12 protein-coding genes are annotated in these 16,759 nt (G+C 57.4%); 4 read left to right on the top strand and 8 right to left on the bottom strand.

Annotated elements, in window-relative coordinates; all coding sequences use genetic code 11:
* The first annotated feature begins 13 nt into the window (after nt 1-13).
* Nucleotides 14-5,161 carry an NEL-type E3 ubiquitin ligase domain-containing protein gene (locus ACMXYI_RS12410; RefSeq protein ID WP_415773417.1) on the top strand — a complete coding sequence of 1,716 codons (5,148 nt, stop codon included), beginning with the start codon at nt 14-16 and terminating at the stop codon, nt 5,159-5,161.
* A gap of 55 nt (nt 5,162-5,216) precedes the next feature.
* Here the strand turns inward: ACMXYI_RS12410 and ACMXYI_RS12405 are convergent, their stop codons facing one another.
* From ACMXYI_RS12405 to ACMXYI_RS12380, 6 genes are all read right to left on the bottom strand, one after another.
* Nucleotides 5,217-6,500 (bottom strand): hypothetical protein, encoded by a 1,284-nt coding sequence (locus ACMXYI_RS12405; protein ID WP_415773889.1) that lies wholly within the window; start codon nt 6,498-6,500, stop codon nt 5,217-5,219.
* A gap of 49 nt (nt 6,501-6,549) precedes the next feature.
* On the bottom strand, nt 6,550-7,809 hold the full coding sequence (locus ACMXYI_RS12400; RefSeq protein ID WP_415773416.1) for a hypothetical protein: 1,260 nt from the start codon (nt 7,807-7,809) through the stop codon (nt 6,550-6,552).
* 8 nt (nt 7,810-7,817) lie between these two features.
* The gene (locus tag ACMXYI_RS12395; protein ID WP_415773414.1) at nt 7,818-8,318 is read right to left on the bottom strand and encodes a CS1 type fimbrial major subunit; all 501 of its coding nucleotides are present in this window, start codon (nt 8,316-8,318) and stop codon (nt 7,818-7,820) included.
* Between the two features lie 5 nt (nt 8,319-8,323).
* Nucleotides 8,324-9,064, bottom strand: coding sequence for a molecular chaperone (locus ACMXYI_RS12390; RefSeq protein WP_415773413.1), 741 nt, complete (start codon nt 9,062-9,064; stop codon nt 8,324-8,326).
* Nucleotides 9,065-9,103: 39 nt separating this feature from the next.
* Complete coding sequence (locus ACMXYI_RS12385) at nt 9,104-11,626, bottom strand: CS1-pili formation C-terminal domain-containing protein (protein WP_415773412.1); 2,523 nt, start codon at nt 11,624-11,626, stop codon at nt 9,104-9,106.
* A 110-nt stretch (nt 11,627-11,736) separates the two neighbouring features.
* Complete coding sequence (locus ACMXYI_RS12380; protein WP_415773411.1) at nt 11,737-12,228, bottom strand: CS1 type fimbrial major subunit; 492 nt, start codon at nt 12,226-12,228, stop codon at nt 11,737-11,739.
* 474 nt (nt 12,229-12,702) lie between these two features.
* Here ACMXYI_RS12380 and ACMXYI_RS12375 point away from each other — a divergent pair, with 474 nt between their 5' ends.
* Nucleotides 12,703-13,281, top strand: a complete 579-nt coding sequence (locus ACMXYI_RS12375; RefSeq protein ID WP_415773410.1) for a PadR family transcriptional regulator — start codon at nt 12,703-12,705, stop codon at nt 13,279-13,281.
* Complete coding sequence (locus ACMXYI_RS12370) at nt 13,278-14,063, top strand: siderophore-interacting protein (protein WP_415773409.1); 786 nt, start codon at nt 13,278-13,280, stop codon at nt 14,061-14,063. Before ACMXYI_RS12375 ends, ACMXYI_RS12370 begins: the two co-directional genes overlap by 4 nt.
* 15 nt (nt 14,064-14,078) lie before the next feature.
* On the opposite strand, the gene ACMXYI_RS12365 is transcribed toward ACMXYI_RS12370, so the two are convergent.
* Together ACMXYI_RS12365 and ACMXYI_RS12360 are read right to left on the bottom strand one after the other, a co-directional pair.
* Nucleotides 14,079-14,735 carry a Pr6Pr family membrane protein gene (locus ACMXYI_RS12365; protein ID WP_415773408.1) on the bottom strand — a complete coding sequence of 219 codons (657 nt, stop codon included), beginning with the start codon at nt 14,733-14,735 and terminating at the stop codon, nt 14,079-14,081.
* A gap of 2 nt (nt 14,736-14,737) precedes the next feature.
* Nucleotides 14,738-14,968: a VF530 family DNA-binding protein gene (locus ACMXYI_RS12360; RefSeq protein ID WP_007944895.1), complete on the bottom strand. Its 231-nt coding sequence runs from the start codon at nt 14,966-14,968 to the stop codon at nt 14,738-14,740.
* A 365-nt stretch (nt 14,969-15,333) separates the two neighbouring features.
* On the opposite strand from ACMXYI_RS12360, the gene ACMXYI_RS12355 reads away from it, so the two are divergent.
* Complete coding sequence (locus ACMXYI_RS12355) at nt 15,334-16,716, top strand: carbohydrate porin (protein WP_415773407.1); 1,383 nt, start codon at nt 15,334-15,336, stop codon at nt 16,714-16,716.
* Nucleotides 16,717-16,759: the final 43 nt, after the last annotated feature.

Here is a 16,759-nt window from a genome sequence, read left to right as displayed (position 1 = left end):
ATTGATAATTTCAATGCTTTGCAAGTACATCCCATTATTTAACAGCAGTAATTCAGACTTTTACTTTGAGCGATGGAGGATAGGCTGGGACCTCCATCAATGTTCAAGGTTTATTAAAACGATGCCTGACTTACAAGGACGTACACCGGTCGATAAAGGCCGCCATTATGACTTTATAAAAAGTCGGATCCCTCACACTTTCAAAAACGCTTCAGCCCAGAGAATCAAGGATTTAAACGCCATGCGCGTTGGCTCAGGGCGATGGATGTTCACCGCCTCAAACTTTAATCACAACTCATTACAAGACGCCAACCTGAAACTTTGGGAATCACAAAACAAAGTAGATTTAATACTCAATGAGTTACAGGATATTTATACATTCGCCGAGCCCTTGTTGAGCGCCGCATTAAAAGAACAATACGGCGTCGACGACGATGTCAGAACGACTTACTTACATCTTTACCTACCCAAAGAACGGCCCTGGTATGCCATCAACATCTCCAAGGGCGTTGTGACCCGTACAGTTTCACTGCTTGATGCTGCACTGCATAACTTCGCCCGATCCGAAACCTGCGAAGCGGACTCCGACTTCATCAGCCAGCCCGACGGGCGAGGGCTGTTCGATATCAAGCCAATTAAACGCAAAATGTCGATTGCCCAGTTCCAGACCCTGTGCCGCGAACTGGACATTGGCGCTCGTTACACCGAACACCTCGAAAACTTTTTACTGCCCGACGATGCGCTAGCGAAGACCTGGTTGAAACACAAGGTGATTGAAAGTCAGAAGGCCGCGTTCAAAGCAGCGACGCATCTGGCGGCCATGACCGGCGACATCGCACGTGACACCCGCGACGTGGTACTGGCCATGCTCGATGGCCAGCGCAACGTCCGCCTGAAAGGCAAGAGAGTGCAGTTCGCCGAGATGTCCCTGATGGACGCACCCTTGACCGGCATCGTGCTGATATCAGCTGATCTGGAACGAATACAGGAAGTCGTCCCGGTGATCGCCTACGTCCCCCAGGACCCCGAGCATCCGCTCAAGGAATACGCCTCGAGCACTGATTTCATGAATGAACTGACTCGCCAACTGCGCGACAACGACTTCATCGAATCCTCAAAAATGACCTATCGCCAGTACTTCAGCCAGTTCGTCGACCAACCACAGCGCGGCCACTTTTTCGCCGAACTCCAGCAACGCCTGTTCAAGATCACCCGGCATGAAAAAGAAGCGTTGGACCAACGCCCAGTGTGGCGGGAGGAGCCCGTGGTCAACCCCAAGATTCAATTGAGCGTTGCACCGATCACGGGCGATGTCTGGACCCATCTGTACCAGAAAAAGCTCAACAAGATGCTCAATGACGCCAAACATGTTGCAGTGTCCACCGCCGACACGGACAGCAATGCCCGCTGGGCCTGGTGGGACAATTTCAAAAAAATCATCTCGGACATCTTCAATGTCGCCCTGATGATCGTCGCCCCGTTCGTCCCCGGTCTGGGCGAATTGATGATGGTGTACACCGCGTATCAGCTCACCAGCGAAGTCATCACGTCCATCGTGGACCTTGCCGAGGGGCAGTGGAGCGAAGCCGCCGAGCATATCGTCGGGGTAGTAACAGACATTATCCAGTTGGCGGACTTCGCCGCGGGCGCACAGATTGGCAAGCTCGCTCGCTTGAAACTTTCACCCTTGATCGAAGGCATGAAACCCGTGCAACTGCCCAATGGCCAGCAACGCCTGTGGCACCCCGACCTCAAACCCTACGAACAGTCGAACCTCCAGTTGCCAGCCACTTCCCTTCCCGATGAGCAAGGTCTGCACACCCACGAAAGCCAGAACATCCTGCCGCTGGAGAACAAACACTACGCGGTGCAACAGGACCCGATCACGGGCAACTACCGCATCAAGCACCCACGCCGCGCCGACGCCTATCGACCCGAATTGAAACACAACGGTATGGGCGCCTGGACCCACGAAGCCGAGAACCCGCGCGAGTGGGAAGGCTCGACCTTGATGCGCCGTCTGGGGCACAGCGTGGCGGGCCTGAGTGACGCCGAACTTGAACGGATTCGCACCATCAGCGGCACCGAGGACAATGCCCTGCGCAAGATGCACATGGACAATGCGCCGCCACCGCCGCTGCTGACCGATAGCCTTAACCGTTTCAACATTCAGAAGGAGGTGGCACAGGCCGGCATGCGGATCCGCTTGGGCAAGCCTCTTGCCCCGACATCCTATTGGTTCGAAAACCTCCCGACCTCGCTGGAGGGTTGGCCTGCCGACAAGGCGCTGAAGGTGTATGCAGATTCCAGCCAGACCGGACACTTTCGCCAGTATGGAAACCCCGCCGCCACCGCCGATCGCACGCTTGCCAACGACCTCTCCCACGTCATGAGTGGCAAGCTGCCAGAGAGCATCATTGCCTTTCTTGATGAGGAAGAACTCAAGCACCTGTTCGGCCGGCGAGTGCCCAAGGAGGAGCAACTGCAAGTGTTGCGCAATCGGTTGGCTGATAAAGCAGACGCCCTGAAAATGGATATTTTCAATCAGCACTACCAGGCCAGTGAAAGGTCAGATAACCCGCAGCTTCAACAGCTCGCACAGAGCGTGCCCGAGCTCCCAAAAAGTGCCGCCGAAAAACTGCTGGGCCATGCCAGTCGCGCTGATCTCGAGCGCATGAAACAGGAACAACGCCTGCCTTTGGACTTGAAAACACAGGCCCGGGAGTTTGCATTCGAGGCTCGCGCCAGCCATGCCTATGAAGGGCTGTATGGCGATGCCTGGCTGACACCCGATACCGAAAGGCTGGCACTGAACGCACTCAGAATCCACACCGATACCTTTAACGATCTACGCACCGAAGTGCGCGACGGCACCTTTGACGGTCCGTTGCGTTGCAGCGTTGGCAGTGACAAGGCAACGACCGTTCGGCTGCTGATTAGAGATGAACATGCAAAATACGAGGTGCGCGATGGCGCTGACCGTACCTTGCATGAAGGCGACGACTTCTTCGACTCGATCCTCTACGCCCTGCCCGCGGAAAAGCGCATTCAACTGGGTTATCGGACGGGCCAGGGCCGGCAGTTCAAACAATGGGTGATGGCAAAAACCGAGGCACCCGCCGAGCGTCGCACAGCATTGCTTGAACCACCGATTCGCCCGGTTGCAGACCCACAAACAGCCATCCTTCTTCGGGGTCCCGTGATTTCCAGGACGGCAGCGACCCTGGAAGAAAGTGTGCAAGATCTGTATCCCCATTTGTCCGAACGGGAGGTCAATACGTTTATTCGATCCCTTGGCTCGCACGATCAGGCACTTGAGACCATTCGGCGGCTTGACCGCGATCTGTACAACCTGAAGGAGACGCTCAACAAGTGGCGCTATCAGCAACCCGATGGCTGGGGGCCAGGCGCCAATTCGTTCAGAGACAATGGCGGACAGCACATTACCGACCGGCTGATCGAATGTTTCGAACGAAAATCGACCGTCTTCGGTGAGCGCAGTACCTCCGCTGAAGCGGGTTATGCACTGGACTTGTCAACGGAGTTCAGTCGTTACGATCTGGAGCGCTGGTGGAAAAAACTGCCCGACATCAAGTACTACCTCGACCAGGTGAACACCCTGAGCCTTGACCGTACGCGCTTTTCTCCTGACGCCAACGGTTTGTTGAAAGACTTTCCTCGTCTTTCGCACCTGAGTGCCAGGGGTTGCCGATTGACTCAGTTACCGGAAGGGATTGGCAAGATGCATTTCCTTCGAACGCTACGCCTGACGAGCAACCGGATCAAATTGACACCTACAGCGGTAGAGCATCTGAGAAATCTGACCCGTATGGAAACCATCAGGCTCGATGACAACCCTCAGTTAGGGATGCTGCCGAATGTCGAACGCATGCCTAAACTGAGAATCCTGAGCTTGAGCAATAGCGGCACAACCACCTGGCCTGACGGGCTGTTCAAGAAACGCCGGCCGAAGGGCTTCTTCCTGGACCTGTTGGACAACCCTCTCATTGAAATACCGAGAGTGCCCCTTGGGTCCGATGAAGCCCGCGTCATTGCTCGCGCGCGACTGGTTGGGCCGCACCTGTCGGACGCAAACCGCATCGCCTACGAAGACTACCGAAAATCGGTAGGGCTTAGCCCCGACCACCCCTATTCTCCTGCGGCCGAGCACGCGATTGATCAATGGCCGATCTCTGACGACTCCGTATGGTGGAATAACGCCACGGCAGGGTTGGGCACCTTCCGGCACGAAGCCTGGCATGACTTGATGGCCGAACCCGGTAGTGACGGGTTCTTCGAACTGATTCAGAAACAGACTCTCTCGGCCGATTACCGGGCAGGAGGTGAGTTGCGCAAGCAATTATCGACACGGGTTTGGCGCATGATCGAGGCCATCGATCTGGACAGCGAGTTGCGCAAAGAGCTTTTCGAAATGGCCACGGCACCCACCACCTGCGCCGACGCGGGCGCACAGGTTTTCAACCACATGGGGATCAAGGTGCTTGCCAGCGAAGCTTATGCCCTGTCGACGTCATCCGCGGAGCTTGAAAGCAGGTTAGTGCTCCTGGCAAAAGGTGCCGCCCGCCTGGCGCGTGTGGATGACATTGCACGTGCGGATTTCGGCAGCAGGTCCGGCGCTCCCGATGAGGTTGAGGTGTACCTCGCCTACGAAACCGGCCTTGCTCAACGTCTCGGTTTGCCCTGGCAATCTGAAGCGATGCTGCATCGAGAAATTGCCGGGGTAAGCCTCGACACGCTTGAGTCGGCCTTTAATACGGTTGTGTCCATGGAAGGAGGCGATGGGCTGGTCAACGACATGCTCGACCAGCCTTTCTGGGAAAAATACTTGCGCGACACTCACCCGAGCGAGTTTCAACGCAATGCCCGACGCTTTGAGACCAAGACCGACCTGCTCGATGAGCTGCGCGACGCTCAGCGTGCCTGGGTCGATTCAAGGGGATCGGCGTTACCGCAACGACGGGCACTCAAACAACGACTGCAAGACCTCTGCCGGCAAGTGGGTGTCCAGGAGAACGTTGTGTTCACCGATGAGCGAATGACTGACGAGGTTTATAACGGTTTGCTCAACGACATCAGCTACGAGGAAAAGCAACTCGGCAGAAGGTTGACCCGGACGGCGCTACAAAAAGCCGGGCAGTAATTGATTGAATAACCGGGCCCTGAAAGCATGTACAAGATGCCTTCAGGGCCCCTCCTCAACCCACTTCCGAGTCCCAGATCACCGTGACGTCACCCGAGTACTGTCGTTGTTGTCCCGGTTGAATCATCTCGCCCACTTCGCTCGCCGGTATTTCAAAGTGCAAGGTGCCCGGTTTGCTGTCCACATAAATACCCGGCTGGAACAGTTGCGTGCCGCTGCCGTCACGCAACAACTGTCGACGGTTGACGGGTTGTCCGGCGGCATCGGTCAGGCCGTGGGGAAGGCTCACACTGACGTTCAGCGGCACTGTATGACCGGAAACGGGATCGAGCACAGAGCAGGTTTGGCCGTCCTGGGAGTACTGACATTCAAGGTTCATTTTGAAACGTGAGCTTGCGGAAATAGTGAAGGTTTGATCCCTGAACAACCGCGTCGGTTTGCGGCCGTTTTGCAGCCAGGATTGCCAGCCGCCCTGAGGCACCAGTTCAATGCGATTGCCGCCCGGTGGTACGTCGACTTTGAGTGTGTGTTCAACGTCGAGGTTGAAACTCAGAGTCAATGTCGAGTCGTCCGACTGCATGATATCGCCCATATCAAAATCCATACCGGGGCCGACGCTGTAATCAAGACGCCCCGTGTACTGACCTGAAGACATTTTCAACGGGTTGGGTGTCCTTAATTCATAGCCGATCTGTACCTGGTCGTACCTTAACGTGCCAATCCGATAATGCGCCGTTGCCGCGCATACATTGGTTGAGGACGTCAGCCAGAAAAAAGATCGCCACGCAGGCGTTACATACATGCCGCCCCCTGATCCAACACAGGGTGCTGGGGGCCCCCATGTCCAGTCGGTTCCTCCCCATAAACGGCGGTGCCACTCTGACTGGTTGTCGGTAGGTTCGCCCTCGCCCACCAGATTTTCTGCCGTATCGTTCAGGTAATAACGCCCTCCAATCGACACGATGCGCACTTCAACCTCGGCCTCTTCATTCGTAGCGTTATGCCTGACACTCAGCCTGCGCCAGTCCCCCGGAACCCGGAACATCGCGCCCCTGCGCGCGTCCGTGTGCCTGGCTTCAATCGGCGCCACGGAATCGAACCAGATCGGCGTCAGTAAAGAAAACAGCCCAAACTCTTTGCAGAACTGCGGTTGAAACTGGCAATGCCCGGTCACCGGGGTTTGATTGATGAACTTGTTGTCCATGGGTTTCGATGGATCAGGCCGGAACACCGCCGTGATATCCATGGAGGCGCCCAGCGCCGGTTCAATGCCCCATCCAAACAACACCATTACCCAGGCACAACGGCGCCGAACTCTTTGTATTTTCATGGTTTTCATCATCTTTCACTCAAAGCGCCGGCAGACAAATACACCACCGCGCAGCGCACTAAACCTCGGAATCCCAGATCACCGTGACGTCACCCGAGTACTGTCGTTGTTGTCCCGGCTGGATCATCTCGGCCACTTCGCTCGCCGGAACTTCGAAGTGCAAAGTGCCCGGCTTGCTGTCCACATAAATACCTGGCTGGAACAGTTGCGTGCCGTTGCCGTCACGCAACAACTGTCGACGGTTGACGGGTTGCCCGGCGGCATCGGTCAGGCCGTGGGGAAGGCTCACACCGACGTTCAGCGGAACTGTGTGACCGGAAACGGGATCGAGTACAGAGCAGGTTTGGCCGTCCCGGGAGTACTGACATTCAAGGTTCATTTTGAAGCGTGAACTTACGGAAATAGTGAAGGTTTGATCCCTGAACAACCCCGTCGGTTTGCGGCCGTTTTGCAGCCAGGATTGCCAACCGCCCTGAGGCACCAGTTCAATGCGATTGCCGCCCGGTGGTATATCGACTTTCAGGGTGTGCTGAACTTCCAGCACAAAACTCAGGAAGATCTCGGAATCGTTTGGCACCATCACATCGCCCATGTCGAAATCGGCTCCGGGGCCGACGCGATAACTCAGGTTCCCCGTATACAGGCCTGAGGACATGCCCAATGGGTTAGGCGTTCGCAATTCGTAGGCAAAATCGAGGTAGGTGTAGGACATGGCCGGAATGGGGAAATTGACCCCTTTGACACAGGCGCCTTCGACGGGGGTTCTCCAGAAAAAGGAGTAGTTGTCGTCGCTGAAGTAGCCGACGCCGCTGTATTCGCACGGAGGAGGGGCGTATACCCAACTCGAGTTTTTCCACAAGGTCTGGTGTCCACGGAGCGTGTCCGGGGCACCAGTCAGATTGACGGCCGTGTCGCTTAGAACATATTGGGAGCCGATACCTGCAATACGTACTTCGACCTGTTCCGACTCCCCTGTATCGGCATTCCTCACGGACAATGCACGCCACTGCGCCGGCACATTGAACATTGCATTGGCGCGTGGATTGTCGTCGGGCTGCATGGGCCTTGTTGACTCAAAACCCAGAGGCAGCCGAATGCTGAACATATTCAGTCTTTGGCACTCAACGGGGTTGGACAGGCAATAACCACTGCTCGGTGTTTGATTGATGAACTTGTTGTCCATGGGTTTCGATGGATCAGGCCGGAACAACGCGTTGATATCCATGGAGACCCCCATCGCCGGTTCAATGCCCCATCCGAGCAACACAATGACCCAGGCAACATGGCTCGGAATTCGTTCAGCCTTCGTGAGTTTCATATCTACCACTAAGCCCCCGGCAGCACCGCATTGAAGATCAGGTTGACGCTACCGAAATAATTGCCAGGCTTGTAAACCCCATCGGCAGGCGGCTGCGGCACGATTTCCAGCAACACGCGTTTACCGGGTGCCGCATCGACCGTCGACACCACTTCCGTGCTTTCCCGTTCATTCAACAGCTGGCCGTTGAACAACACCCGCAAGTCAATGTCATGGGCAGCGGTGCCGTTGGACAGGTAAGGCCGGCCTTCAAGCCGCGCCTCGATGGAACCGGCCTCACTGCGAACATCGAAATATTTGCGCAAGCCGCCCAAGGTCGACGACGTCAGGTTCCACGGCAGTTGCTGCTCCCGATGAATCCAGCCCGGGTCCGACGGGATCACATAAAACGCCTGGGTCGGAATCGTCACGAACACTTCGAACTTGTGCACTTCCCGGGCAGCAAAAGCCCAAGGACTTGCCCACAACGTCCCCCCCGACACCAGCACGAAAATCAGTTTCTTGAACATGGGGGTTATCCTTTCACGTCGAGTTTTTTGCTTTTTTCACCTTCGACCAACGTGAAGCGGTACTCCCGGCCAGACTGTTTCTCAAAGTTGAACGTACGCCCCGCGAGAATGTGATGCTTGGTGGTTGGCTGGCAGTCCTGTTCGTTCTTGACCGAGCAGTCTTTGAACTCGTCGATCACCACGACGGTGTTGCCGTTGTTGCGTATCCGGTAGTTGCCCGGCGAGTTTTCAATCACGCTGTCGAAGCGGGTGTCCTTGGGGCGCACGAAAAACACCGTGCCGTAACCGGCTAACACGGTGACTCCGGCGGACAGGCTTTTCTTGTAGTCCTCGCGCTCTTCGCTGGAGACCGCGAATTCGTCTTCCTTTTCCGGCACCACCGGCACAAAACGCACGCGGAAATAACGTTCCTTGTCGCGCTCACCCATGTACAGCAGACGCGTGCCCTGCATGCCGTTGGCCGGCACGATCAGCCTGGCGGGGCTGGCCATCAAACCATCACGGGCACTTTTGTCAGCCTGAGTCTTGAGCGGCACTTCCCGCGCGGTACCGTCGGCATCAAACAGGATCTCGAGGATGTTGACCTTGACGAACGCCGTGCTGTCGCCGCCGTTGAAGATGCGTTTTAGAAAGGTACTTTTGTCGCCGTCCAGATAGTCATAGACACCGCCGACATTGATGCTCGGCGCGGCGATCGTGGCCTGGGTGAAAAAATAAAAACCAACTAATGCCAACAGGCGTTTCATCTTCCATTCCTCATAGATTAATCGTGCTCAGGCCTGTCATCAGCCTGCCGTCGGAGCCATGAAAGTCGCATCCGCCAACGTGTCCGGCGTGCAGCGCAAATCGCCGATCATCAGCACGTTGTTTTCAGTGCGGCCACTGTTCGGGTCCAGGCGGAACTGACACAACAACTGGTTGCCATGACGCACTTCAAGCGTCGGTGAGCCGGCGTTCATTTCCATGGAGAAGAAGCCGTCCACTTCACTCACACCACGGCTAGCGTGGTTGATGATGTGGTGGCCCTTGAGCGGGTTGCCCTGGGGGTCGATCAGACGACCGAGCACGGTGAGGGTTTTCATCACCCGCACCTGGCGATATTCCACGCCGCCCTTGTTCAAGTGATAGCTGGACCGGGCCGGTTGAATGGTCGCTGCCGGTACGTCGGTGCCCTCGAAATCAAAGCTCACGGAGCTGCTTTTGTACGCCGTGATCGGCACGAAGTTGCGCCCCGGCTTGAGCACCGCACTGCCGCCGCTCAAATCATCGGCGCGCAGGACGATGTCGTCGACGTCCGATTCCACATCGATGATCATGCCGGCACCGTTGCGGTGGTACTGGCTGGTCATGACCATTTTCTGCCCGCCGACGGCCACGGTGCTGTCCAGGTTCAGGCCACCGGTGATGTCATTGTTGAAGGATGAGCGCTGGATGAAACCGTCGCCGTTGACCAGGTCCGATTGCATCGTCGCCATCGCGTTCATGCCGACGCCGTAGGTGTCGGTGATGGCCGTGGCCGAAACGCTTTGCAGGATGTGATCCTGCAGGTCTTTGCGGTAAGTGATCGAGGCGTTGTTGTCGCGACCGCCATCGCGGGCGGTGCGCGAACCGATACTGCCGGAGATCTGTTCGCCGGGGCCGCCCAAGGCAATGTTGACGCTCAGGTCGATGCCGCGATTTCGATCGTCCCCCGAGCTGAAGCTGCCCGGCCTGTCGAACAGTGACAGCCGCCAGTTGGCATCGCTGCCAAACAGTTGGGTGCGCTGGGTCCATCCTAGGTCCACGCCCGTGCCTTCGGTGTTGCCCTCGCTGTGGGAGACCCGGGCATTGACCGAGCTTTTGCTGGTGAGCCGGTGATTGATCGACAACGACGAGTTGCTGGTCTGCCCGACAAACACATTGCGCTGCCGCACCCGCGTGCCATCGGGCAGCGTGTCGTAGAGCCGCGTCGTATCGAGCCAGCTGCGGTTATGGCTGGCGACGATGCTGCCACTGCCGTAGGAATACAGCCCCTGCACATCCAGACCGGTGCCGTAGTCTTCGGTTTGATAGACGTTGGCATAGAGGCTGGCATTGTTAACGATGGCCCAATCGACGGACGTGCCGTATTGGAGTTTGTCGCGCACCTGGCGACCCGACAGGCCGAGGATCACCCGAGGGTGCAACAGGAAGTTGAACGCGGCGCCGGCGGTCATGTCGCCATCGGCCTGCTCTTCCCAGTTGCTGAGCAACTTCGATTCACGGCCGGCGAACAGGTTGTAGCGCCAGCGCTCGTCATGATTGCGCCAGTTGTTGGGCTTGTAGACCAGCTCTTGCGTGCTGGAGGTGATCTGACCGTCTTCGATCAAACGCACTTCCACCTCATAGATACCGCCCGGGAGCGGCCGTGTATCGAGGGTCTGCAACCCGGCGGGCACCGCTTGGGTGTTGATCAGCAAGCCGTCGCGGTAGATCTCGACCGAGCCCAGTCGGTTGGCGGTGACGTAGATCGGATACACCGCCGGCTTGGGATTATTCATGGCCAGGCTGTCGGAGCTGCCATACATCACGCCCAAAGCCGTATCGGGGCTGGTGCCAAAGGTACGCGGCTGTCGGGTAAGGCCTTCGGAAGTGGGGGTGAAATAGCCCAGGCGCAGAAAGCTGCCTTCCAGTTCGCGCTGGGTGAAGAGCTCATGCACGGCGTGATAGGTCTTGTTGTCCATGCCGCCCAATCGGGACAGCTGCATGTTGACGGCTTGAGTCCAGTTACCCAGGCTGCTGCTGGCTTCCAGACCATATCGCCCGCCGAGGTCCTGGTTCTGACCGCCATTGAGGTTCAGCTGGTTGCGCACGATCAACCCGGTGCTGCCACCTTCGGGCAACGCGTAGTAACGCTGCACCTGATCGTCGCGTTCGGCGTTTTCCGTGAGGATCGACACCAGCGAGTTTTCGAGGCTGTAGTGCACGGCCAGCAGCTGCTCGGGGCAGTTGGACTGGCAGCCGCCCAACGCCACACCTTGTTTCAGATAGCTCGACCAGGTGTCGCGTTCGCTGGGCTTGATCGTGCTGTCGCTGACATCAGCGAAGTCAACCAAGGTGATGCGATCGTCGCGGGTTAATACCACCATCGCCTCACCGAGAAATTGTTGGTCAAGTTCCACGCGCACTGCCAGCGGCACATCAAAGAAGTGTTCTTCGAACTCGGTCGGCAAACCCTTGGCCTGCGCCAACAGACTTCGAGGTGTAGTACCGTTATCCGTAGGTGCGGCCAAGGCGCTTGCACAAAATAGAAGGGCAAGCACCGTCGCGATGGGCGTCATCGGGAACATGAACGAAATACTCTGAAGATAAATACGTTGAAACCCGATCGACGGGCAGAAGTTAACCCGTCGATCGGCAAGCATTATTAAATAAGAACCAGCCTTATTTGATAACCGTATTACTGGGTGATACGAGGAATGGCGTCGAAGATCACCACGGGTGTAGCGGTGAACAGGCCATTCTGGCTGTCGGCCGGCTTGGCCGCTGCGATCACCAGGTCAGCCTGCATGCCGCCGTTGGACTCGGTGTCGCCAACCACTTCTTGCGAGACACCGGACAGGGTGATGCCATTGAAGGTGTAGGTCAGCGGGATCGTGCTGGCGCCGTTGGACAGCGGCTGCGGGCCGCCTTCGACGTAGGCACCTACCGAACCGTTGGTGTGTTGCACGTCATAAGTCGCACGCAGCGGCGTCAACGTGCCGGCCCCCAGGACGTAGGCCATTTTTTCATCCTTACCGAAGTTTGGGTCCCGCGGCTGAGCGTGGAAAACCTTGCTAGGAATGGTGGCGCTGATATTGATGGTCGTGCGCGCTTCTTCCGCAGCGAACGCTACCGAAGAGCTCAGTGCCAGGAGGGTCATCGGAACGGCGATTGCAAACTTCTTGAACATATCGAGTACCTGTCTTTTAAAAGGATTGAGCCGAGGAAAGCCTGAATGAGCCAATACCCTGTAGGAGATCATGGCTATTTGACTCAACTTTCGACGCCGGAGAATGATCGGCTAATCGCTTGAGAAAGTAAGTACGTAAGTTCCGAAGAACATGTAGTAACAACGACGCATGAAGACGGCGAAAAAAGTTAAAAAAGCAACAATTCAACTGTTTGACCGTCAGAGAAATACTACACACAGATTTAATATAAAAAGCACACAGATGAAGAAAGTTATAGAACTTCCGTAAGACCAATACTACTTGGCAAATTTTAAAAGGCCAATGATAAACAACTGCACTTAATAGTGAGTCCGACCTCACTGTAAAACGTGCCTGCGAGTCCTTTTTTGTCCCCGACCGTTCGTCGCGCTCCCTTGCGCCACCACAAAGATATATCTTAAGTTGTATCTAAACACGACGAGAGAAGACACAAAATGAGAGACCATCATTCCCACAGAGAACACAGCGACGGCCGCGACGGCTTCGAGAAACGCCCCGGCCCCGGCCGCGAACGCGGTGGACGCGGGCCACGGGTATTCGCCCCTGGTGATCTGAAACTGCTGTTGTTGGCGCTGATCGCCGAGCAGCCTTGCCACGGTTATGACCTGATCCGCCAGATCGAAAGCATGTTCGACGGCGCCTACAGCCCCAGCCCCGGCGTGATTTACCCGACCCTGACCTTCCTTGAAGAAAGCGAAATGATCCTGGGCGACGCCGAGGGCGGAAAAAAACGCTACACCATCACCGACGCCGGACGTCTGTCGTTGAGCGATCAGGCGATTGCACTGGACGGCGTGCGGATGCGCATCGAGGTCAGCAAGCGCTCATTGCGCGGCCATGACCGCCCCGCCGAGATCCACGAAGCGGTGCACAACTTGCGTCATGCCTTGCAGATGCATCACGGCCGCTGGAGCCCGGAAGAAATCCTGCGGGTACGCGACCTGCTTAACAACACCGCCAAAGCCATCGTCGATGGCCCTGTCGTTCAACCCGCTCAGGAGCAAGCCGAATGACTGAAGTAATCGTGCAAACCATTCACCGTGTCAGCCACGAGATCAAACGCCGTCGTCTGGAGGTGTTGCGGGTGGTCGACCTGACGCCGCGCATGCGCCGCATCACGCTGGGTGGACCGGAATTGGCGGGCTTCGTCAGCCTCGGCACGGACGACCACGTCAAACTGTTGTTCCCGCAAAACGCCGCGGAACAAGCCGCCCTGGAAACCCTGGTGCTCGGTGCCGGCAAAGACAACGGGCCGATGCCGGCGATGCGCGACTACACGCCGCGCCGCTACAACCTCGACACGCTGGAACTGGACATCGACTTCGTGCTGCACGGTGACGGCCCCGCCTCAACTTGGGCCGAGCAGGCCAAACCCGGCCAGTTTCTGCACATCGGCGGCCCACGAGGCTCAATGGTCGTGCCGGATATCTTCGACAGCTACTTGCTGATCGGTGACGAAACCGCCCTACCCGCGATCGCTCGGCGGCTGGAAGGTTTGGCGGCCAATCGCCGGGCATTGGTGATCGTGGAAGTAGAGAACGGCGCCGAACAGCAACGTCTTGAAAGCGCCGCGCAGGTCAACGTGATCTGGGTATTGCGCGAGGGCGGCAGGAATAACCTGCTGAACACCGTGAAGCAGCTGCAGGTGCCCAGCGGCAATCTGTACGCCTGGGTGGCGACCGAGAGCAAAGTATCGCGGCAGATACGCCGGGTGTTGCTGGATGAGCACGGGCTTAACGAGCAGTCTGTCAAAGCCGTGGGTTACTGGCGGCTGGATGAAAGCGACGAAGAGTAATTCGTGCTGGCGGCGCTATCGGCGCCGCCCAAGCTGGCGGTCGATCCCCATCAATAGCAAGGCAATCACCACAAAACCCACCAATAACCCCCCGGCATTCACAAACACCTGTGGATAACCCAGTTTGCCGACATCAATGAACGGATAGGGATAAACCGCCAGCAGATGCCCGCGCCACAACGAGTACGCGAAGTACATCACCGGATAGATCACCCACGCCGCGATATGCCGCAGTCGCAACGTGCCTTTCGGCACACAGCACCACCAATAAGCCAGAAACAGCAGTGGCATGACGTCATGCATCAGCTCATCGGCCAGCCATTGCCAGCCTTGCGGATGCCATAAATGGCGCAACAACACGTTGTACCCCAGGCCGACCACGGCGATGCTCACGGCAATGCCGCTACTTACCCACGGCTGCAAAAACCAGCGTCGCGCCGCCGACTCGCGGGACGTCAGTTCACACGTCAGCACGGTCGCCACCAGCGTATTGCTCAGCACGGTGAAATAGCTGAAAAAGCTGACCAGTCCACCGAGCAGGCTGGCCGCCAGCGTCCAGCGTGAGTAGAAAATCAGGTACAACTGAATGCTCAGTCCCGCCCAGCCGAGCACCGCAGCCACGGCGACAAAACGACGCCTCGCGGCAGAACCTGGCGTCGGTGGGTTGACCATGCTCAGACCGGTCGCTTGGTGCGCATCAACTTCACGTACAAGCGCTCGACCTTCTCCCGTGCCCACGGGGTTTTGCGCAGGAATGTCAGGCTCGACTTGATGCTCGGATCACTCTTGAAGCAGCGGATATCGATGCGCTCGGCCAGCCCCGACCATTCGTAGTGTTCAACCAGCGCGTTGAGGATTTGCTCCAGCGTCACGCCGTGCAGCGGGTTGTTGTTCTGTTCGGTCATGCCGGGCCTTCGAGCGGTGAAAGAATGGGAAGCCGCGCACCTTAGCCGAGGGCTTCGTTGGGGGGAAGCGATCTGTGTGCGGTCAGTTAAATGTAGGTGAAACGCAAAAGATCGCAGCCTCGTTTCACTCGACAGCTCCTCATTATTGGAATGCGTTCACCTGTAGCAGCTGTCGAGTGAAACGAGGCTGCGATCTTTTCCCACTGACTGTTACCAAATCCGAAAGGATGCATGTCAGCAAAAGACCTTTCTCTATTTGTAACAGGACATTATCCTTGCGCCCGTCAAGCTGAAACGCTTCCGCTGCCCGCGACATACTGCCGCTTCAGTTCACTTCCCAAAAAAGACCAAGAATTACTTCCCCTATGCCTTATCTTCAAACTCCGCGAGACAGCGCTGTCTGCACCGCTATTGCTCGTCGAAAAGCCCTGAACCTGATCGGCGGATTCACCGCGTTGGGTCTCGCCACTTGCACCCAGGCCGCTCCGGCCTTCGATAGCGAGTCACCGTGGATGCTCGGCGACTGGAACGGCACGCGCACCGAACTTTCGGAAAAAGGCTACGACTTCAAAGTCGATTACACCGGCGAAATGGGCAGCAATCTGCACGGTGGCTACGACCATGACCGCACCGCTCGCTACAGCGACCAGTTTGGCCTCGGCACGCACCTGGACCTGCAGAAGATACTGGGCTGGGACGACGCCGAGTTTCAGCTGACCATCACCGAGCGCAACGGCAATAACATCAGCAACGACCGCATCAACGATCCGCGCGTGGGCGGGTTCACCTCGGCTCAGGAAGTCTGGGGCCGTGGCCAGACCTGGCGCCTGACGCAGATGTGGTATCAGCAGAAATTCTTCGATCAGAAGCTCGACATCAAGGTCGGCCGTTTCGGCGAAGGCGAAGACTTCAACAGCTTCCCCTGCGACTTCCAGAACCTCGCGTTCTGCGGCTCGCAGGTCGGCAACTGGGTCGGTGGCATCTGGTACAACTGGCCGGTCAGCCAGTGGGCGATGCGGGTCAAATATCACCTGACGCCGGAACTGTACGCGCAGGTCGGCGTCTACGAGCAAAACCCGTCGAACCTCGATCGCGACAATGGCTTCAAGCTCAGCGGCAGCGGCACCCAGGGCGCGATCATGCCGGTGGAACTGGTCTGGTCGCCGAAGCTCAATGGCCTGCCGGGTGAATACCGCGCCGGTTACTACTACAGCAACGCCAAGGCCTCTGATGCCTACAAGGACAGCAACGGCCAGCCGGCTGCACTGAGCGGCGAGGCTTACCGCAGCGCGTCGAGCAAACACGGTGTGTGGCTCGGTGTGCAGCAGCAACTGACCAGCCGCGCCAGCGACAACTCCCGCGGCCTGAGCGTGTTCGCCAACGGCACGATGCACGACAAGAAGACCAACGCCATCGACAACTATGTCCAGGCAGGCGTCGTCTACAAAGGCTTGTTCGATGCGCGCGCCAAGGACGACATCGGTTTCGCCCTGGCCCGCGTCCACGTCAACCCGGCCTATCGCAAGAACGCCGAGGCGACCAATCAGGCCCGCGCCGTCTTCGACTACAACGACCCATCCTTCCTGCCACCGCAGGACACCGAATACAGCGCCGAACTCTATTACGGCGTGCACGTCACGAACTGGCTGACCGTGCGCCCGAACCTGCAATACATCCGCCACCCCGGTGGCGTGGACAAGGTCGATGACGCGCTGATTGGCGGTATCAAAGTGCAATCGTCTTTCTAACCCAGTTTCTTAATGAACCATGCCCGCGCCGGATCGTCATCTA

This window comes from Pseudomonas lyxosi (genome assembly GCF_047758685.1).
GTDB lineage: Bacteria > Pseudomonadota > Gammaproteobacteria > Pseudomonadales > Pseudomonadaceae > Aquipseudomonas > Aquipseudomonas lyxosi.
Note: the sequence above shows the minus strand (reverse complement) of the source record. Positions and strands in the feature narration are given on the sequence as shown.